This is a genomic window from Brachyspira murdochii DSM 12563 (assembly GCF_000092845.1).
Taxonomy (GTDB): Bacteria; Spirochaetota; Brachyspiria; order Brachyspirales; family Brachyspiraceae; genus Brachyspira; species Brachyspira murdochii.
Genome location: NC_014150.1, coordinates 2,203,725 through 2,225,481, shown reverse-complemented (window position 1 = coordinate 2,225,481; position 21,757 = coordinate 2,203,725). Strand labels below are relative to the sequence as shown.

Here is a 21,757-nt window from a genome sequence, read left to right as displayed (position 1 = left end):
TATAAAAAAGAAGTATTTATCTTGATACCTTTAATTCCTTATGAATTGCGTGTTTTTTATCATGAGGACAATATTTTTTTAATTCTAATTTTTCTGGAACATTTTGTTTATTTTTAGTTGTTATATAATTTTTTCTTTTACATTCAGTACATTGAAGATGTATTTGTTCGGTTTTTACTTTAGCACCTGCCATTGTTAGCTCCTCAAATTTATATGACCTATAATTTACAAGGTATCCTATTATATACCCAAAAATAATTTATGTCAATAACTAAATACAAAAATAATATTTTTATATAAAAACTATAAAAACATTATTTTTAACAGTATTAAGCTATTGAAAAACAAATAAGATATATATATAATTTATAGCAAATTTTTTAAAACGGAAAATTAAATATGAAACTCATTAAACAATTTACAATCATTTTTTCTATATACTCTATCGCTGATATTTTTAGTAAAACATTAAAACTTCCAATACCAGGGAATGTAATAGGAATGATACTTCTTTTTATACTGCTTATGCTTGGAATACTAAAAGAAAATCACATAGACGAAGCAAGCGATTTATTAATTGCTAATATGTCAATGCTTTTTATACCCGGTACTTTGGCTATAATGGACGAATACAAATATGTAAAAGATGAAATTATACCTTTTGTAATCATATGTGTATTTATGGTAGTAGTTATTATGGCGGCTACTGGATTATCTGCTCAAATACTTGAAAAATTATTATCAAAATTAAGAAAATAGTATTAAAAAATAATAGTTGGAGATTAATTATGAAAGAACTATTTATACAAAATCCTATAATACCAATAGTAATAACTTTAATAGCATATATAATATCATACACCATATATATAAAAACTAAACTTCCTATACTTACCCCGCTAGTAACTAGTGTAATATTAGTAGGTTTTTCTCTATACTTTATGAAAGTACCATATAGTGTATATAATGAAAGCGGAGGTAAATTTATAAATGCTCTTGTAGGACCTGCAACTGTAGTTTTAGCCCTTCCTATATACAGAAACCTCCCTATTCTTAAAGCAAATCTAGCTGTTATATTAATAAGCATAGCAATAGGAAGCTCTATAGGAATAACTGGTATATTTATATCAGCAAAATTACTAGGTATATCTGAAGACTTATTTCCTTCACTACTTACAAAATCTGTTACAACGGCAATTGCTGTAGATATTACTGCAAATATGGGAGGAATGAGATCTATTACTGTTTTATCAGTTATTATTTCCGGAGTGGTCGGTGCTACAATTGCCCCATTTGTATGTAAGATATTTAAAATAAAATCTCCTCTTGCTACAGGGCTTGCAATAGGTACGGCTTCGCATGCTGTGGGAACAAGTAAAGCTATAGAAATGGGAGAAACTGAAGGAGCTATGTCTGGACTTGCCATTGGAGTTGCTGGAGCTTTAACTGTGGTGCTTCTTCCTATTCTTTATAAACTGCTTTTAATGATATGGGCTTAAATACTATCTTATATTAGATTCCATAATATTTACTATATCATTATTTCTAAAATACACATTGAATGTATTCTCATCATCGCCGCATTCTACTCTTGACTCTATACTGCCGTCTTCATTTATTTTTATCAGTATTTTATATATATCTATATTATTATACCAATCATCATCTACATCTTTAAACATAAAGTCCCCATAAGCATTTTTCAATTCTTCTTTTGAATCGGATAATATATTAACATGAGTTTTCAAGCTATTAATAATATCCTCAAGTTTCCAAACCTTATGTATACCTATATCAAATAATGTTTCCAAATGCTTGCCAAAAACTTTCATAGGCTTAAATACTTTATACAATTCCCAATCATCTTCTTTTATATTAGCATCTTCTACATCAACTAAATCTTCTATATTTATCATAAATTATCTCCCAAAAAACATATTTATCAGTCAATTTTTTTATTAACTATATAAAGTAAAGGCAAAGCAATAGCAGAAAATATTATCACACTATAAAAAATACCTTCTATATCCAAATAATATTTGTATCTAATAGAAACTAATTCTTTTCTGAAAGGAGTAGGCTTACTGTCTCCGTCTGGTCCTTTGCATTCCTGCTCTGAAAATAAAACTAAAAGCATAAATGATAATATAAATAAATATTTCTTCATAAAACAATCTCTTCTTTAATATATAAAATTTTAGTATATTAAAAAAAGTTAATAAGTCAATACTTAATTTCCATAAGTGTAAAATTTATTTAAATAAATATTTTATTTATCATCTTTAATAAAACAATCATATTTTTAATTACTGTATATGGTTATTTTTTTATTTTTAGATTATAATACTTTTCAAATATTATTAAAAAGAAGAAATAAATATCATGAATGAAAATACTATAGTTTCTAAATTAACAAAAATATATGAAGAGTACGGATATAAAAAAATAAAATTAAGCAAATTTGAAGATTATAATCTATATAATAATTATAAAGATTTTCTTCAAACAGAACATATACTCACATTTATGAATCTCAATGGAAATCTTCAGTCATTAAGACCAGATGTTACATTATCTATAGTAAAAAAAGTTCTAAAAGATAATGATAAATACACAAAAAAATTATTCTATATAGAAGATATTTATAAAATAGATGAAGTTTCAAATGAGTATGAAGAAATACAGCAGGTGGGTGTTGAAATAATAGGAACTTTAAGTAAATATTCAAATTTAGAAATTATCAGTATGGCAATAGACAGCTTAAAAGCAATCAATAAAGAATACATACTCGAAATATCAAGCATAGATTTTATGTCTGCTTTAATAGATGAGCTTAACCTAGATGAAGATAAAAAATTAGAAACTCTCAAATTAATATACAGCAAAAATAAACATGATTTAGAAAAAACATTAATATCAAATAATATAGACGATAAATTAAAAAGCTATATTATATCATTAATAGACATATCTGGAAACTATAAAGAAGTATTAGAAAAAATAAAAAATATAATAATAAACGAAAAAATGCAGCAGGCATATGATGAATTAAAAAGCTTATTAGGAGTATTTGAAAACTATAATAACTTTGAAAATATACTTTTAGATTTTTCTATAGAAAGCAAACTTGGATATTATAACGGAATAATTTTTAAAGGATATATAAAAGGAAATAATGATGCTGTACTTTCTGGAGGAAGATACGATAAATTATTAGACAAATTCAATGCTCATACACAAAATAAAAATAAAAAAAATGCAATAGGCTTTGCTGTTTATATGGATAAATTATACAAAAAAGATACAGAAAAAAATGAATATGACTTTGACGTATTAATACTCTATAAAAGCGGTGATGAAAAAGAATTATTAAAGAAAGTACATAGTTTTATAAGAGAAGGAAAGAAAGTAAGAACAGATATATATACTGATGAATATAATACAGAATATAATTATAAACAAAAATATATATTTGATAATAACATTTTAATATAATTATTAATTAATTTTATTTTTATTATCAAACAATACTATTCTTGTAACTGTAGGATTAAGTTTTACTATAGTTCCATCGTCAAGCTTATGTTCAGTTAACATATTATTAGTTTTTTTTAAGTTTAATTTTTTTACTTTTTTAGGCATATAATTCCCCCTTTTATTTAAAAGTATATAAATAATAATGCTATTGTCAAGAAAATATGAAAAAATATAATTTTATCAAGTTTTTTTTACACATTACTAAACATTATTGAAAATAAAATTATATAATAAAGTATAAATAAAAAATAAAAATACTTTTTATTCACATTATATTTAATTGTTAGAAATTTACCTTACTCTTATAAAATTATACTCATACATTATATATAAACAAGTCTTATATATAAAAAGTGAAATTTATAATTAATTCAAATTATAAACTATCTTAATATGATTTATATAATCAACTTGTTTCAAAACTAAATTTATTAATATTTATAAATTTTTAATTTAATATTTTTAAATTATAGTTGGGGCTTTGCCCCAAACCCCACTTCTTTTGGTGACCCAAAGAAGCAAAAAGACTGAATGTTTATATACTAAAAGAATAAATTATACAACATGTAAAACATATAAATTATATAATAATTAATATTATATAATTTAGCATAAAACAATAAACTATTAAAATTATTTGTCAAGTACTTTTGAAACAAATCTATTAATAATTACAACATTAGAAATTGGAGAATGCAAAATATATTTATTTTTTCACTCTTTGGCAACTATCTTTAAATAATTCAAAAATGCTTCATCTTCGCAAATAGTTTTGCCATCATCATCAGATAGTTTTGCTACAGGTTTGCCATTGACACTTTGAAGTTTCATAACTATATTCAAAGGCTTAGAAACTGGTTCAAAATCATTTGTAATATAAGTACCTATACCAAATGTTACATTAGCTTCATCTTTAAACTCTTTATATATGACATATGCTTTATCAAAATTTAGGCTGTCGCTGAAAAGCAGAGTTTTTGTTTTAGGATCTACTCTAAGACTTTTATAATGGTTTATAACTTTATATCCCCAAGCTATAGGATCTCCGGAATCATGTCTTATTCCGTCATAGAGTTTTGCAAAATATAAATCAAAATCTTTCAAAAATTTATCAGTACCTAATGTATCGGACAATGCTATACCTAAATCACCTCTGTATTCATTAACCCAAGACTGAAGCATAAATTTCTGACTCTCTGCAAGCCTTACTTTATCCAATGCCTGCCCTATTTGATAATATTCATGAGCATTTGTACCTACAGCAAGCAAATCATATTTTTTAGCAAAATAAACATTACTAGTACCAACCAAACAGGAAGACGGAAGTTTTTTCTTGAGTATATCAACAACTTTATTCTGCCAATCAAAAGAAAACCTTCTTCTAGTCCCAAACTCTGAAAGTTTAAATCCTTTATCTTCTTTATGCATAGGAAGAAGTTTTTCATCTATTTTTTTTAATAAATTAATCTCCGCCTGTTCATATGCTTTTTTTCCATTATCCTCTTTACAAACAGTATATGTATAATAAATCTCGCTAATCATAGCAAGCATAGGTATTTCCCAAAGTATAGTCTGATACCAAGGACCTTCTATTTCAACGGTTAATTTATCATTATCAAATAAGGCTTTTACATGTTCTTCTAAAGGTCTGTATAATTTTAAAAACTCTATATAATCTTTTTTTATAAATCTTAAAGAAGCCAAATATTCAAGTTCATCTTTTTTGAAACTTAAGCTGCAGAAATATTTTATTTGTCTTAAAAGCTCCTCATGCATTTCAAAAGTCCAATCTAATATATTCCTGCTTTTAAATACATAACGTACCCAAACATCAGAAAACTGTCTTAAAGCACATTGCTGCATGGTAAATTTATATAAATCAGTATCTAATAAACTATTTATTATAGGCTTCATACTTTAATCCTTATTATTTTTATTCATTTTATCAAAAGCCTTTGATATCTGGTAAAGTCTGTAAATGCCGGAAACAAAACCAACAAATATACCTATTATTGTAAATAAAGGTCTGCTGTTAAAATGTTTATCTGCATAATGCCCTACAAAAGCTAAACCAAGCACCATACTCCCAAACTCAGCTCCAAGTGCCGCATATCTTACAGCATTTTTTAAGTTTTTATTCTCCATCTTCATATTCTAAAGTAGTAAATATCAAAGGATTAACATATTTTGTCGCTATTTTAAGATCATAGTCAAAAATACCAGTTTTGGCATTTCCTAATATTTCACCCTTTTTTACAGTCATCTTCTCAGACACAGCAGAAGTAGCAAGTCCGCTGTATCTTGTAACAATACCAAATCTATGATAAATAGTGATGGTAAATCCGCTGTCTTTATCATATGAAACATCATTAACAGTGCCTGATGCAGCTGCTCTTATCAAAGTACCAGCTATAGTTTCAAAACCTACCCCTTTAGATATAATTGAACCTTCCTGATATGGTCTTGATATAACTGCGTATCTTGAATCTATAGGAAGTATTGAAGGAATAGATTCAAGAGAATTATTTTTAGAGTTAATATTTGCTTTTAATTCCTCTAAATATAATCTTATTTTTTCTAATTCATCAGCCCTTGAGTTCATAAGCAAAATATTATCTGCATAGTTATTAGAAAAAGACATAGTATCATTATCTATCTTTAATATACTAGCAATATTAGACATGTCAGTCATATAGTAATCATTAGTTACTACTGAATTAAAAATAGTTTCTAATGAATTTATCTCTGCCAATTTATCTTTATAGCTTCCGCTTAATATTTCCGTTTTACTTGCAAGTACAGTATTTTTAGTCAAAAAAGAAAAAGTAGAAAGTAATGCTGAAATAATTACTATAACAATAATTATTAAAGAATATACAGGAATCGATAATGTTTTAGTTTTCTTTTTAGAATGAGGTATAAACATAAAAAATATTTTATGCGTGAGAAACTGTCTGATTTTTTTTAAAAATAAATGAAACGCAGAAGGTTTTTTATTAATATATTTATTATTTTTCTTTTTTTTATGTTTCATATACATTATAATCTGCTGCCTAATTAATGGTAACTATTTTATCAAAATATTAATATTTAATCAACAGTTAAACTACCTATTTTGTAGTATATACATCAACTAGAGCCTCATACATTTGATTTGCTAGCTCTCTTATAGCTTTAATGCTTCCAAACTGCCATTCATGCATAAAAGCAGATTCTATGAGTACAGAAGGTACATCTTTTTTTATTTCCTGTTTATTATAGGCATTTTCAAAAGCATCTCCTATAACTATTAATCCTCTCAAAGATATTCCCTCTTTAATTAATTCCTCTTTATCATAAAATTTCCATACATTATTAGGAAGTACTCTGTCATGTCCTATAACAGGAGATATTTTATATTTTTCCTGCATACGCTCAGATAATTTATAAGCAACCTGCATAGAAGCTGGAAACTCTTTATTATAAGGACTTACTATAACATGAAAACCAGAAGTTTTAGCCCTTCTGCTGATATAAGGCATATAATCAAAATGTATACTAAGTAAAAGGTCAAAATTATTATCTATAGCATAATGTCTTATGGCATACATCTCTAAAGTCTGATATCTAGTTAAATTGCCAGTTCTCTCTTCGCCTTTTACTTTTGTATTGTATATTCCTAAAAGTTCAGCATAATTATTAGTCATATATTCTTTAATAGGTCTGCTGTAATATGCTCCGTCTCTGCTTAAAAAATACTCAAATCTGTCATCTTCTGAAAGTATTTTAGCTAATTCTCTAGCCACTCTTAAATTAACATAATATTCATAACCTAAATATCCTAATGCCCCTTTAGTAGCTGCATTATGTCCCGGATCTATAAGTATCCTAATTTTTCTATTTTCTATTATATCATTAAATTTCTCACTAGGTGTAGAAACTTTATTTACTTCGCTTTCTCTTACTATATTTTCAGAAACTTTAGTATTTGCTGTAACAATAAGTGATGAGAAAGATACAATTATTAAAACGATAATAACTACTGAAAAAATTATAAAACGGTTTTTGTTATTCATAGTAATTAAATTATCGTAAAGAATTTTATTAAATTAAAGCTCAAGTAAATAATTTTTATATATAGATGATAATACAAATAAATATTTTTATAATTAATTATTAGAAATTATAATATTGCCATTATTTAAATCTTTAAATTTGAAAGCTATTATCCTAATTTCTATAAAAATATCATTATTATTCTTTAACGCTTTTCTTGAAAATAAAACAGTAACTTCTATTTGTTTACTAGTATCAGAATATAAATCTCTCTCTTTAAACAAAAAAGTATCTTCTTTTATTTGCTCTCCTTTCTCTCCAGAAGCTATTTTTTTATATATAGAATCATAAAGTTTTTAAAAATGAGCATATTCTTTTATAATAATATCTTTATATTTATTTACATTATCATCTATAATAATTTCGATAGACATCTAATATAACCCTTTATACACTTAAAGCCCAATCAATATCTTCTTTTGTTATTTCTGCCTCTTCAGAAATAAAATATGGATATAAATCCACTTCATCGCCTATATTAAGAAAATCCCATATTTTAAATTGGTAACTTATATCACTAATTTCTTTTGCTTTAAAATTATTATATATATGCATTGTAAAGGTATATAAAGCATCTATTTCTATTGACGATAAATTTGATATATTAGGCTCTTTTAAGCTAAAAAATAAACGGGCATCATTATTTTTTTCACCCTCTCTTATAGCTATAGCATTATCATTCTTGAGTATATTTAAAATTTTTAATATATTCTTAGGTACAGGACCAAATTGTCTTTTTATATATGTATCCTCAGTTAATGTCTTACCAGTTTTTCTAAGTAAAATACCATCTGTAAATAATAATATTTTATTTAATTTTATAGAACCTAATTTATAAGGATTTTTACATTTATCTATTATATAATGAACTGCATTTTTATATTTATCTTCTATAATGAATATCTCCAAAATTTCATAACACAATTTTATATAAAATGACAAAAATAATCTTTAATTATTTAATTTCTTCTTTAGACTTTTCTTCTTCAGATTTTTCTGGAACTATGTTATTTATAGAATCAGCAATTTCTGTAATACGCACACCAAAACATTCATCTATTACAACAACCTCACCTTTAGCTATCAATTTACCATTAACAAGCAAATCTACAGGTTCACCTGCCAATTTCTGAAGCTCTATAATAGAACCCTCTCCAAGACTTAATATCTCTCTCACAGTTAAACGTGCTCTTCCTAATTCTACAGTTACGTTAATAGTAACGTCCATAAGCAAACTGATATTGCCTGAATTGTTAGGATTATTAGTTACTGTCTTTTTATCCGCCATTATTTTACTTCTGTATATTTATAATAAGTATATTATATATGTTTATTATATAATTTCAATTAAGTTATAAAAAAAATTTTACTATTTAAAATAAAAAAGCGAGGACTTTAGTCCCCGCTATAATTTATTGGTAATTATTTTAACTTATATTATCTAGGTTTATTAGTAAGTCTGTCCATAGGGTTAATAATATCAGTAACACGAACACCGAAGTTTTCATCTATTACTACAACCTCACCTTTAGCTATCAATTTACCATTAACAAGCAAATCTACAGGTTCACCAGCTAGCTTTTGAAGCTCTATGATAGAACCTTCACCAAGTCCTAAAATATCTCTGATAGTCATAGTAGCTCTACCTAGTTCTACGGTCATATTCATGGTAACGTCCATAAGAAGACCGATATTACCAGTTCCTTGTACATCAGAAGCAGGCATTAAAGAATTAAACTCTGCATGCTGTACACCAAGCTGAGGACCAGAATCAAATGCCTGATTATCTACAAGTCCGGCCATAGGATTTGAAGCGGCACTACTGCCAGCACTTGAAGCTGCTGCATTTGAAGCAGGAGCTTGAGAAGATGAAGAAGCAGAACCTAAAAGGCTTTGTAATAAAGGCAGTTCCAAAGCAAATACATATGGAGCATTTTCCACTTCACCCTCAATAGACAAAGAACCGCTTACTATAGCCAAAGGTCCGGGTATATTAATACTGAAAGCATCTTCTAGTATAGAAGTTTCTATAGGCGAATTAGTAAAACTGCCGCCAAACCTAGAAGATAAAGCACTGTCAGAAACTCCCACCATTTGAGAGAAAGCCTCTTTTAATACCTGAGCTACCATATCATTTAAAGCAGCTTCTTTTTGTCCCATCATAAGAGAAGCAACTATTAAAGCCTCATTTTCTCCCATGAAATAGTAAACATTTCCAGTAATAGAGCCTGTATAACCCACTTTAGCTTCTATCATTTTACCAGAGAGCATTTGATGTAAGTTATTAACATCTCCAACTGTAGTAGTAATATTAGTAATGGATACAGTCTTAGTAGAAATAGATGATAGTGAAAAGGCTTGATTTTCTGCTATCATTTTAGCCGCTTCATTAAAAAGTTGCTTATCTACATTTCCGCCGCCATTACTAGATGCTTTGGAATCGCCTCCAAAAGCTTCATCGGCACCTTTTAGCAAAGCTTCTATTTCATCTTGAGATAATGCACCGTCACTCATCATAACCTTAATCCTCCTCTTTTAATAAATCGTCTTCGGTTATATCAGCCTCGCCATCCATAACACCTGTAAGCTGTACAGCCATTCTGCTGCCTGATATACCCGGACGACATAAGAATTTCTTTCTGTTTCCTATCTTGAATATAACAGGATCTGTAATCTTAGTATCAGTAAACTTAACTACATCGCCTTTCTGAAGATTGAGAATGTCTGATAGCGGTAATTGCATAGATCCAAGTTCCGCCGAAGTTTCAACAAATATATTTTGTAATTTTTCTTTTATTATCTTTAAATTTTCGCTAGTGCTTCCTCTTCTAATAGATGCATACCAATACTGAGCTGAAAACTTAGAAAGTATAGGCTCAATAGTAATATATGGTATACAAAAGTTCATCATACCTTCCACATCGGCTACTTTAGTCTCCAAAGTAATAAGTACAACCATGTCATTAGGGCTAACCATCTGAGCAAACTGAGGGTTAGTTTCGATAGAACCCAAACGCGGTCTTAAGTCTATTACCTGAGACCAAGCCTCCCTTAAGTTACCGAGTATTCTTACTATAATACCTTCCATAACTGATAACTCAATATCTGTAAGCTCCCTATTTAAATTCTTAGGACTCTCACCCGGACCCCCAAACAATCTATCAATTATAGTAAAAGTGATAGACGGGTCAATCTCTAGTATAGAACTTCCTTTCAAAGGATCCATACTAACTATAGCCAAAGTAGAAGGATTACTAACACTTCTTATAAACTCTTCATAAGTAAGCTGGTCTACGCTTGCTACGTGAATACCTACTAATGTTCTTAATTGTGCTGATAATGAAGTTGTAGTAACACGTGCGAAGTTTTCATGCATCATTTGAAGCGTTCTAATTTGGTCTTTTGAAAACTTATCTGGACGTTTGAAATCGTATATCTTTATCTTTCTGTGTTCTACTTCTACACGCTTAGTATCAATATTATCTAAACTTTCACCAGATGATATAGCACTTAGTAACGCATCTATTTCGCTTTGTGACAATACTTCTGTCATACGAGTATCCTTCTATAAATATTTTTTCCGTTCTTCTTTTATTAGCTTAATAAGAAGTTATCAAATAATATACCATCTATTTGACCATTTCTAAGCATACTATTAATCTCTCGCTTAATATCAGCTTTTAACTGCTCTCTGCCTTCATTAGTCCTTAACTGATCATAAGTATAAGAACTAAGGATTGTAGTAATTCTATCTCTTATCATATAGAATCTTTCTGGAAGTTCTACTGCAAGCTGTTTTACATTAGTAGTATAAGTTAATATTATACTAACCTTTACATATCTAGCTACGTCCATGTCAGCTGTGTTTACATTGAACTCCGGATCTATACGATATATTGATGGAGGCGGCTGTTTTACCATATCGTCAACTACTCCGCCTTGAACTCCTGCAGCTTTTCCTACACTTTTAGATACAAAAAATGCTATAAGCCCAGATATTAAAGCCACAACTAAAATGGCAGCAACTCCCATAAGGATTTTTACAATCATAGGGCTTAAACCAAATTTCTTCTTTGGTGCAGCTTCGGCTTGCTCTTCTTCGCCTTCATCCAATTCTTCGTCTAAGTTTTCTTCGTCTGCCATATAATTTCCTCACTTAAATTAATATGTTTGTTTTCAATTATATAACAGTAAAATAAAATTAGCAACTCTTATGTTAACTTTAACTTTTTTTACTGTCTTTATATATAATATCGGTAAAGTATTAAAACACTTAACATATTTTTTATGCAAAAGTAAAAAAATAATAATGTTGATTTTTTTTCTTTTAATCGTTATAATTTTAAAAAATTGATTAATTTCATAAAAATAAAGCAATATCTTAAGGAGTATTAAAATGAGAGTTTTATTAAAAGCTGAAGAATATGAAAAAGTTCTTCCTAGATTAGCAGCCGAAATCATAGAAAAAGAAGATATTGAAAAGCTCGCTATTGTAGGAATAAGAAGACGAGGTGATTTTTTAGGAATAAGATTAAAAAAACTTTTGGAAGAAAAAGTAAAGATAGAAATACCTATTGGAGCAATAGACATTAATCTTTACAGAGATGATTTATCCTCACTTTCAGAGTTTCCGGAAATTAAAGAAACTGATATACCTTTTGATATTACTGGAAAAACTATACTTCTTGTAGATGATGTGCTTTATACAGGAAGAACTATTAGGGCTGCTTTGAATGCTTTATTTGAATATGGAAGACCTAAAAAAGTAGCATTATTGGTATTGGTTGATAGATTTGGAAGAGAACTGCCTGTATCTGCCAATTATGTTGGGCTTGCTCTTAATGTACCAGAAGATCAGTATGTATCTGTAAGAGTTAAAGAATTAGAAGGTGAAGATTTGGTACTTTTAAAAGATAGAAATTAGAGATGTTGAAATTATATATTTTTACACAATTGTACAATAATATAACTATATACATGTAAAAAATCGCAATAGATAAAAATAGGTTATAATAAAAAAGGGGCTTATTTAAGCCCCTTTTTTATTTTTAATCGCCAAATTTTCTAAATAATGATGAATACATATCATAAAATTCTGTTTTAGAGAAATCATTTAAATCCTCAGGAGACATCTTTTCTACAATATTTTTGAAATAACCAAATAGCTTTTTAAATTTATTAATTTCATTTTCTGATAATAAAATATCCTGTTTAGAACTATATTCATTATTGCTTCCGTTTGTCTCTTCTGATTCAAACAATTTAATAGCATAATCCAAATCGGACTGTGTTATCTCTCCGTCAAAATCGTCATCATCACTGCTATTGGAAGGCTTATGTTCTTCTTCAATTAATATAGGTCCGTTATCATCACCCAATTTAAACTCATCTTCAACTGCAACACTGCTGTCTACATTATCTTTTTCTATAGTTTGTAATTCTTTTTCTTCAGACATATTTGTCTCCTTATTTAAAAGCTCTTCCATAGAATCAAAATTTTCTACAGACTTAACTTTAGTTTCTTCTTGCTGAATATTACTTTCAATTGTTTTATTATTTATACGTATAAGTTCTTCTCCGTCTTCCTCTTCCTTACCTTTTATAATATTTTCTAACATATTTAAATCAGAATCTCTTATTTCATCTATTTGAACATTATTGTCAGATAATATATTTTCAAGGTCTTCATCTACTATATTATCTTCTTTTGTTTTAAGTATATCATCGTCTTTTAAATCATCTTTTTTATCATTTTCTTTAATTTCTTCTTGTACTTCATCATTTCCCACATCAGCTTCTTCTGTTATTTCTGTTTCTTCTCCTGCATCATCATTAGAAGACTGATCACCATTCAAATAGCTGTGATACATTGATTTTTCTTCTTCTGTTAAATCTTCTTCGGCATGATTGTCTACCTTATCTAAATAGCCTTCTATCATAGCTTTATCTTCGTCTGTCAAATCTTCTTCATTATTAATTATTTCTTCTTCTGATTCTAATTCTTCTTTTAATTCGGAAGGCTCTTCTGTACTCTCTGAAACTTCTTCTATTTGTTCGATTAATTCTTCTGGTACTGTCTCTTCTTGATTTGCTTCTTCCTCTATCTTTTCTAATTCTTCATTATAATCTGTAGTAGGTGCCTCTGATGTTTCTACTTCTTCTGATACATCATCATTAGAAGATTGATCACTATTCAAATAGCTGTGATACATTGATTTTTCTTCTTCTGTTAAATCTTCTTCGGCATGATTGTCTACCTTATCTAAATAGCCTTCTATCATAGCCTTATCTTCGTCTGTCAAATCTTCTTCATTATTAATTATTTCTTCTTCTGCCAATTCTTCTTTTATATCGGAAGGCTCTTCTGTACTCTCTGAAACTTCTTCTATTTGTTCGATTAATTCTTCTGGTACTGTCTCTTCTTGATTTGCTTCTTCCTCTATCTTTTCTAATTCTTCATTATAATCTGTAGTAGGTGCCTCTGATGTTTCTACTTCTTCTGATACATCATCATTAGAAGACTGATCACCATTCAAATAGCTGTGATACATTGATTTTTCTTCTTCTGTTAAATCTTCTTCGGCATGATTGTCTACCTTATCTAAATAGCCTTCTATCATAGCTTTATCTTCGTCTGTCAAATCTTCTTCATTATTAATTATTTCTTCTTCTGATTCTAATTCTTCTTTTAATTCGGAAGGCTCTTCTGTACTCTCTGAAACTTCTTCTATTTGTTCGATTAATTCTTCTGGTACTGTCTCTTCTTGATTTGCTTCTTCCTCTATCTTTTCTAATTCTTCATTATAATCTGTAGTAGGTGCCTCTGATGTTTCTACTTCTTCTGATACATCATCATTAGAAGACTGATCACCATTCAAATAGCTGTGATACATTGATTTTTCTTCTTCTGTTAAATCTTCTTCGGCATGATTGTCTACCTTATCTAAATAGCCTTCTATCATAGCTTTATCTTCGTCTGTCAAATCTTCTTCATTATTAATTATCTCTTCTTCTGCCAATTCTTCTTTTATATCGGAAGGCTCTTCTGTACTCTCTGAAACTTCTTCTGTTTGTTCGATTAATTCTTCTGGTACTCTCTCTTCTTGATTTGCTTCTTCCTCTGCTTTATCTAATTCTACATTATCAATATTTGACTCTTCTGATGTTTCTACTTCTTCTGATACATCATCATTAGAAGATTGATCACCATTCAAATAGCTGTGATACATTGATTTTTCTTCTTCTGTTAAATCTTCTTCGGCATGATTGTCTACCTTATCTAAATAGCCTTCTATCATAGCTTTATCTTCGTCTGTCAAATCTTCTTCATTATTAATTATCTCTTCTTCTGCCAATTCTTCTTTTATATCGGAAGGCTCTTCTGTACTCTCTGAAACTTCTTCTGTTTGTTCTGTTAATTCATCTGATGAAAATTCTTCTTTGTTTTCTTCTTCATCTGCTTTCTCTAACTCTACATTATCAATATTTGGCTCTTCTGATGTTTCTACTTCTTCTGATACATCATCATTAGAAGATTGTTCACTATTCAAATAGCTGTGATACATTAATTTTTCTTCTTCTGTTAAATCTTCTTCGGCATAATTGTCTACTTTATCTAAACAGCCTTCTATCATAGCTTTATCTTCATCTGTCAAATCTTCTTCATTATTAATTATTTCTTCTTCTGCCAATTCTTCTTTTATATCGGAAGGCTCTTCTGTACTCTCTGAAACTTCTTCTGTTTGTTCGATTAATTCTTCTGGTACTGTCTCTTCTTGATTTGCTTCTTCCTCTATCTTTTCTGATTCTTCATTATAATCTGTAGTAGGTGCCTCTGATGTTTCTACTTCTTCTGATACATCATCATTAGAAGATTGTTCACTATTCAAATAGCTGTGATACATTAATTTTTCTTCTTCTGTTAAATCTTCTTCGGCATAATTGTCTACTTTATCTAAATAGCCTTCTATCATAGCTTTATCTTCATCTGTCAAATCTTCTTCATTATTAATTATTTCTTCTTCTGCCAATTCTTCTTTTATATCGGAAGGCTCTTCTGTACTCTCTGAAACTTCTTCTGTTTGTTCGATTAATTCTTCTGGTACTGTCTCTTCTTGATTTGCTTCTTCCTCTATCTTTTCTGATTCTTCATTATAATCTGTAGTAGGTACCTCTGATGTTTCTACTTCTTCTGATACATCATCATTAGAAGATTGATCACCATTCAAATAGCTGTGATACATTGATTTTTCTTCTTCTGTCAAATCTTCTTCATTATTAATTATTTCTTCTTCTGCCAATTCTTCAATTTGTTCGTTTGTATCCTCTGGCAAAGGATATTCTTTATTTTCTTCCAAATCTTCAGATTGATTTGAAATATCTTCTGATACTTCAGGAGTTTCTTCCTCTTTCTTTACATTTTCTTTTATATATTCTTCATGAAGGTTTTTGAATTTACTTATATAATCATCATTATAGGGAATGTTATCTTCTGTACGATGATTATTCAAATACTCTTCATGCATTCTTTTTATATAATCATTAGTTGGTTCTGGAGATGATTTCTCAATTTCATCTGTTTGTTCAGTTATCTCTTCTGATAATATATCTTCTTTACTTTCTTCCAAATCCTCAGATTGATTTGAAATATCTTCTATTTCTTCTTCAATATCTTCTGATACCTCAGAAGTTTCTTCCTCTTTCTTTACATTTTCTTTTATATATTCTTCATGAAGGTTTTTGAATTTACTTATATAATCATCATTATAGGGAATGTTATCTTCTGTACGATGATTATTCAAATACTCTTCATGCATTCTTTTTATATAATCATTAGTTGGTTCTGGAAATGATTTCTCAATTTCATCTGTTTGTTCAGTTATCTCTTCTGATAATATATCTTCTTTACTTTCTTCCAAATCCTCAGATTGATTTGAAATATCTTCTGATACTTCAGGAGTTTCTTCCTCTTTCTTTACATTTTCTTTTATATATTCTTCATGAAGATTTTTGAATTTACTTATATAATCATCATTAGAGGGAATATTATCTTCTGTACGATGATTATTCAAATACTCTTCATGCATTCTTTTTATATAATCATTAGTTGGTTCTGGAGATGATTTCTCAATTTCATCTGTTTGTTCAGTTATCTCTTCTGATAATATATCTTCTTTACTTTCTTCCAAATCTTCAGATTGATTTGAAATATCTTCTGATACCTCAGAAGTTTCTTCCTCTTTCTTTACATTTTCTTTTATATATTCTTCATGAAGGTTTTTGAATTTACTTATATAATCATCATTATAGGGAATGTTATCTTCTGTATGATGATTATTCAAATACTCTTCATGCATTCTTTTTATATAATCATTAGTTGGTTCTGAAGTTTCTTCTACGTTTTTTTCTTCTGGTAATTCTTCTTTTAATTCTAAAGGTTCTTCTGAACTATCTGAAACTCCTTCTGCTTGCTCACTTAATTCTTCTAATGATGCCTCTTCTGGTTCTTTTGATGTATCTGAAATATATACGTTTTCTTCGGATAAATCTTCTTCTGATGATGAATTACTTTCATTTTCTGCAATATTTTCTGATAACATAGAAGTATCTTCTATATCTGATGAAGATGCTTCTTTTATTTCGTCAGATAATAATTCTTCTTTTTTTAAATCATATTCATAATTATCATCAATTTCTTCAAGCTCTTCATCCGACATTTCTGATAATGTATAATTATTTTCTCTATAATCATCAGTTATGTCTTCTTCATTAGTATTTATATAACCATCATCAATTTCTTCAAGCTCTTCATCCGACATTTCTGATAATGTATAATTATTTTCTCTATAATCATCAGTTATGTCTTCCTCATTGGTATTTATATAACCATCATCAATTTCTTCAAGCTCTTCATCCGACATTTCTGATAATGTATAATTATTTTCTCTGTAATCATCAGTTATGTCTTCTTCATTGGTATTTATATAACCATCATCAATTTCTTCAAGCTCTTCATCCGACATTTCTGATAATGTATAATTATTTTCTCTATAATCATCAGTTATGTCTTCTTCATTGGTATTTATATAACCATCATCAATTTCTTCAAGCTCTTCATCCGACATTTCTGATAATGTATAATTATTTTCTCTGTAATCATCAGTTATGTCTTCCTCATTGGTATTTATATAACCATCATCAATTTCTTCAAGCTCTTCATCTGAAGATTCCGCATCATTTTTATCAGAAATATTATCATTATCTATTTTTTCATTAATATCAAAATCTTTAGTTATTAAATCAAGTTCATTTCCAGATAACTGTATAACATCATCTTCAGTGTTATCTGCTTCATTAATATAGTTAGATTCATCTATATAATCAACATTATCTATATCAGGTACTACAACATCTCTATTATTATATTTATCATATTCTATGACTTTTTCATCTTCTTTTAGATTGTCTTCTTTTAATAAATCAGCATCTCTAGGTTCTTCATCTTCTATATCAGGCAGATCTAATTCTTCATCAGACATTGCTAAATCTTCATCATTTACAGGTATAAATGTATCATCATCTAAATCAGGAACTTCTATATCATCTTCAGATATATTACTGCTATCTGTACTTTTATTAGCAAAAAAGTTATTTAAATCAAATTCTTCTACAAAATCTAATTCCTCTAATTCTTCCTCTGTTACACTGTCTTTTTCTGATACTTCTTTTATAAGTTCATCTTGCTCCTCAGAATATATATGCTTTACAACATAATTTTGCTCATCTGAAAATACAGCATTTTCTAAATCTATATTATCTTTAGCATAAGAAGTTCTTTTTATTTTAGTTCCGTCTTCTGAATCTATAAGCATATATTTATCTAATGACAAACTTTCTTCCTCTGAAGCTACAGATTCTGATATATCTTCTTCTATATGCTCAAGCTCTTCCAAACCCTCTTCGATATTTTCCAAATCTTCTAATGATAAACTTTCTTCTATGTTTCCTAATTCTTCTAAATTATCATCTAAAACTTCTTCACCAGATAATTCTTTAATATATTTAGCTTCTTCTTCCAAGATATTACTAGAATCCAAAAGCTCTTCATCACTGTATTCTTTCATCTCTAGGTCTGATGTTTCTTCATTATCTGAGGTATTATCCGTACTTTCTTCTGGTTGTTCTTCTTCTTTTGATGATGTTCCTTCTGAAATTGTAGTTTCTTCTTCCAAAATATTACTAGAATCCAAAAGCTCTTCATCACTGTATTCTTTCATCTCTATATCTGATGTTTCTTCATTATCTGAGGTATTATCCGTACTTTCTTCTGGTTGGTCTTCTTCTATTGATGATGTTCCTTCTGAAATTGTAGTTTCTTCTTCCAAAATATTACTAGAATCCAAAAGCTCTTCATCACTGTATTCTTTCATCTCTATATCTGATGTTTCTTCATTATCTGAGGTATTATCCGTACTTTCTTCTGATTGTTCTTCTTCTATTGATGATGTTCCTTCTGAAATTGGAGTTTCTTCTTCCAAGATATTACTAGAATCCAAAAGCTCTTCATCACTGTATTCTTTCATCTCTAGGTCTGATGTTTCTTCATTATCTGAGGTACTATCCGTACTTTCTTCTGGTTGTTCTTCTTCTATTGATGATGTTTCTTCTAAAATTGCAGCTTCTTCTTCCAAGATATTACTAGAATCCAAAAGCTCTTCATCACTGTATTCTTTCATCTCTAGGTCTGATGTTTCTTCATTATCTGAGGTATTATCCGTACTTTCTTCTGATTGTTCTTCTTCTATTGATGATGTTTCTTCTAAAATTGCAGCTTCTTCTTCCAAGATATTACTAGAATCCAAAAGCTCTTCATCACTGTATTCTTTCATCTCTATGTCTGATGTTTCTTCATTATCTAAAGTATTATCCGTACTTTCTTCTGATTGTTCTTCTTCTTTTGATGATGTTTCTTCTGAAATTGCAGCAGCTTCTTCTAAGATATTACTAGAATCCAAAAGCTCTTCATCACTGTATTCTTTCATCTCTAGGTCTGATGTTTCTTCATTATCTGAGGTATTATCCGTACTTTCTTCTGATTGTTCTTCTTCTTTTGATGATGTTTCTTCTAAAATTGCAGCTTCTTCTTCCAAGATATTACTAGAATCCAAAAGCTCTTCATCACTGTATTCTTTCATCTCTAGGTCTGATGTTTCTTCATTATCTGAGGTACTATCAGTACTTTCTTCTGATTGTTCTTCTTCTTTTGATGATGTTTCTTCTGAAATTGCAGCAGCTTCTTCCAAGATATTACTAGAATCCAAAAGCTCTTCATCACTGTATTCTTTCATCTCTAGGTCTGATGTTTCTTCATTATCTGAGGTATTATCCGTACTTTCTTCTGATTGTTCTTCTTCTTTTGATGATGTTTCTTCTGAAATTGCAGCAGCTTCTTCTAAGATATTACTAGAATCCAAAAGCTCTTCATCACTGTATTCTTTCATCTCTAGGTCTGATGTTTCTTCATTATCTGAGGTACTATCCGTACTTTCTTCTGATTGTTCTTCTTCTTTTGATGATGTTTCTTCTGAAATTGCAGCAGCAGCTTCTTCCAAGATATTACTAGAATCCAAAAGCTCTTCATCACTGTATTCTTTCATCTCTAGGTCTGATGTTTCTTCATTATCTGAGGTACTATCCGTACTTTCTTCTGATTGTTCTTCTTCTTTTGATGATGTTTCTTCTGAAATTGCAGCAGCTTCTTCTAAGATATTACTAGAATCCAAAAGCTCTTCATCACTGTATTCTTTCATCTCTAGGTCTGATGTTTCTTCATTATCTGAGGTATTATCCGTACTTTCTTCTGATTGTTCTTCTTCTATTGATGAAGTTTCTTCTGAAATTGCAGCAGCTTCTTCCAAGATATTACTAGAATCCAAAAGCTCTTCATCACTGTATTCTTTCATCTCTAGGTCTGATGTTTCTTCATTATCTGAGGTATTATCCGTACTTTCTTCTGATTGTTCTTCTTCTATTGAAGAAGTTTCTTCTGAAATTGCAGCAGCTTCTTCTAAGATATTACTAGAATCCAAAAGCTCTTCATCACTGTATTCTTTCATCTCTATATCTGATGTTTCTTCATTATCTGAGGTACTATCCGTACTTTCTTCTGATTGTTCTTCTTCTATTGATGATGTTTCTTCTGAAATTGCAGCAGCTTCTTCCAAGATATTACTAGAATCCAAAAGCTCTTCATCACTGTATTCTTTCATCTCTAGGTCTGATGTTTCTTCATTATCTGAGGTACTATCCGTACTTTCTTCTGGTTGGTCTTCTTCTATTGATAAAGTTTCTTCTAAAGGATTTTCAATAGAGTTTTCTGATAATGTCTCATTAGAAGAAAACTCCTCATCATCTAATATATTATTTATATCAAGAAGTTCTTCATCAGTATATTCTTTCATTCCTATATTTGAAATATCAGATGTATCTTCAAATTCTTCTTCTTCATCTAAAGGATTTTCATTTTTTTCAAAAGAATCTTCTAAATTAAAATCTTCAACTGTTTCAAGAGTATTCAATTCATCTTCCGTTAATGCTTCTTTTTCAGCACTTTTATGAATATCGTTTTCTTCTCTAGAATATATATTATCAACTACATAATTTTGTTCATTTAATAAATCTTCTTCTTTATTATTATCATTATCTTTTTTATCATCATTTGCTTCGGTATTATTTAATGCATTTTGGAAAAGCGAAGACATATCTAATTCAGAATCTATAATATTACCTGCAGATTCTAAATCATTTTCAGATAAACTTAAACTTTCTTCTAAATTTTTATATTGTTTATTTTCTTCATCTGTGTATGCACTATTTAAAGAATCTGATTTATCACTATTTGCTTTTGCATGAACGTTGTTAAATTCGAGTATATCTTTATTATATTCTTTAGAAGTTACTACACCTTGTATTTTTGGGCTGTCTTTATCAGTATTTCCTATAGATATTATAGGAAATTCATTCTCTTTAATTTTTATAGTTCTTTCTATAAGTTTATTAATATCATACTCATTGAGTGAGATGTCTTTATTATCCTCAAAAATACTAGCGAACTCTTTTTCCACTA

Annotated in this window: 19 protein-coding genes; 4 read left to right on the top strand and 15 right to left on the bottom strand. The window is 28.8% G+C overall.

The window, feature by feature from the left end; genetic code table 11:
- Positions 1-16 precede the first annotated feature (16 nt).
- Positions 17-193, bottom strand: coding sequence for a 50S ribosomal protein L33 (gene rpmG, locus BMUR_RS09800; RefSeq protein ID WP_013114402.1), 177 nt, complete (start codon positions 191-193; stop codon positions 17-19).
- 206 nt (positions 194-399) lie between these two features.
- Between rpmG and BMUR_RS09795 the strand changes: the two genes are divergently transcribed.
- Positions 400-759, top strand: a complete 360-nt coding sequence (locus BMUR_RS09795) for a CidA/LrgA family protein (RefSeq protein ID WP_013114401.1) — start codon at positions 400-402, stop codon at positions 757-759.
- Positions 760-788: 29 nt separating this feature from the next.
- Positions 789-1,499, top strand: coding sequence for an LrgB family protein (locus tag BMUR_RS09790; RefSeq protein WP_013114400.1), 711 nt, complete (start codon positions 789-791; stop codon positions 1,497-1,499).
- 3 nt (positions 1,500-1,502) lie between these two features.
- Here the strand turns inward: BMUR_RS09790 and BMUR_RS09785 are convergent, their stop codons facing one another.
- Positions 1,503-1,916 (bottom strand): hypothetical protein, encoded by a 414-nt coding sequence (locus tag BMUR_RS09785; RefSeq protein WP_013114399.1) that lies wholly within the window; start codon positions 1,914-1,916, stop codon positions 1,503-1,505.
- Between the two features lie 26 nt (positions 1,917-1,942).
- Positions 1,943-2,167 (bottom strand): hypothetical protein, encoded by a 225-nt coding sequence (locus BMUR_RS09780; protein ID WP_013114398.1) that lies wholly within the window; start codon positions 2,165-2,167, stop codon positions 1,943-1,945.
- A 215-nt stretch (positions 2,168-2,382) separates the two neighbouring features.
- On the opposite strand from BMUR_RS09780, the gene BMUR_RS09775 reads away from it, so the two are divergent.
- Entirely contained in the window at positions 2,383-3,495 is a 1,113-nt protein-coding gene (locus tag BMUR_RS09775) for an ATP phosphoribosyltransferase regulatory subunit (protein ID WP_013114397.1), read from the top strand.
- Between the two features lie 3 nt (positions 3,496-3,498).
- On the opposite strand, the gene BMUR_RS14775 is transcribed toward BMUR_RS09775, so the two are convergent.
- From BMUR_RS14775 to BMUR_RS09730, 11 genes are all read right to left on the bottom strand, one after another.
- Positions 3,499-3,642, bottom strand: a complete 144-nt coding sequence (locus tag BMUR_RS14775; protein WP_013114396.1) for a hypothetical protein — start codon at positions 3,640-3,642, stop codon at positions 3,499-3,501.
- Positions 3,643-4,251: 609 nt separating this feature from the next.
- Positions 4,252-5,451 carry a nicotinate phosphoribosyltransferase gene (gene pncB / locus BMUR_RS09770; protein WP_013114395.1) on the bottom strand — a complete coding sequence of 400 codons (1,200 nt, stop codon included), beginning with the start codon at positions 5,449-5,451 and terminating at the stop codon, positions 4,252-4,254.
- 3 nt (positions 5,452-5,454) lie between these two features.
- Complete coding sequence (locus BMUR_RS09765) at positions 5,455-5,682, bottom strand: AtpZ/AtpI family protein (RefSeq protein ID WP_244833432.1); 228 nt, start codon at positions 5,680-5,682, stop codon at positions 5,455-5,457.
- The gene (locus BMUR_RS09760; RefSeq protein WP_013114393.1) at positions 5,672-6,577 is read right to left on the bottom strand and encodes a M23 family metallopeptidase; all 906 of its coding nucleotides are present in this window, start codon (positions 6,575-6,577) and stop codon (positions 5,672-5,674) included. The genes BMUR_RS09765 and BMUR_RS09760 overlap by 11 nt, the downstream gene beginning before the upstream one ends.
- Positions 6,578-6,647: 70 nt before the next feature.
- Positions 6,648-7,592, bottom strand: a complete 945-nt coding sequence (locus BMUR_RS09755) for an N-acetylmuramoyl-L-alanine amidase family protein (protein WP_013114392.1) — start codon at positions 7,590-7,592, stop codon at positions 6,648-6,650.
- A 93-nt stretch (positions 7,593-7,685) separates the two neighbouring features.
- Positions 7,686-7,856 (bottom strand): hypothetical protein, encoded by a 171-nt coding sequence (locus tag BMUR_RS14770; RefSeq protein ID WP_181039133.1) that lies wholly within the window; start codon positions 7,854-7,856, stop codon positions 7,686-7,688.
- 163 nt (positions 7,857-8,019) lie between these two features.
- A complete protein-coding gene (locus BMUR_RS09750; RefSeq protein ID WP_013114391.1) occupies positions 8,020-8,574 on the bottom strand; it encodes a Panacea domain-containing protein in 555 nt (184 codons plus the stop codon).
- 13 nt (positions 8,575-8,587) lie between these two features.
- Positions 8,588-8,920 (bottom strand): flagellar motor switch protein FliN, encoded by a 333-nt coding sequence (fliN, locus tag BMUR_RS09745; protein WP_041750006.1) that lies wholly within the window; start codon positions 8,918-8,920, stop codon positions 8,588-8,590.
- Between the two features lie 149 nt (positions 8,921-9,069).
- Complete coding sequence (gene fliN / locus BMUR_RS09740) at positions 9,070-10,149, bottom strand: flagellar motor switch protein FliN (RefSeq protein ID WP_013114390.1); 1,080 nt, start codon at positions 10,147-10,149, stop codon at positions 9,070-9,072.
- A 4-nt stretch (positions 10,150-10,153) separates the two neighbouring features.
- Entirely contained in the window at positions 10,154-11,185 is a 1,032-nt protein-coding gene (gene fliM, locus BMUR_RS09735) for a flagellar motor switch protein FliM (RefSeq protein ID WP_008722421.1), read from the bottom strand.
- 41 nt (positions 11,186-11,226) lie between these two features.
- Positions 11,227-11,775 (bottom strand): flagellar basal body-associated FliL family protein, encoded by a 549-nt coding sequence (locus tag BMUR_RS09730; protein WP_013114389.1) that lies wholly within the window; start codon positions 11,773-11,775, stop codon positions 11,227-11,229.
- Between the two features lie 253 nt (positions 11,776-12,028).
- Here BMUR_RS09730 and pyrR point away from each other — a divergent pair, with 253 nt between their 5' ends.
- Positions 12,029-12,556, top strand: a complete 528-nt coding sequence (pyrR, locus tag BMUR_RS09725) for a bifunctional pyr operon transcriptional regulator/uracil phosphoribosyltransferase PyrR (RefSeq protein WP_013114388.1) — start codon at positions 12,029-12,031, stop codon at positions 12,554-12,556.
- A 124-nt stretch (positions 12,557-12,680) separates the two neighbouring features.
- Here pyrR and BMUR_RS09720 read toward each other — a convergent pair whose 3' ends face one another.
- Entirely contained in the window at positions 12,681-21,755 is a 9,075-nt protein-coding gene (locus tag BMUR_RS09720; RefSeq protein WP_013114387.1) for a midas domain-containing protein, read from the bottom strand.
- Positions 21,756-21,757: the final 2 nt, after the last annotated feature.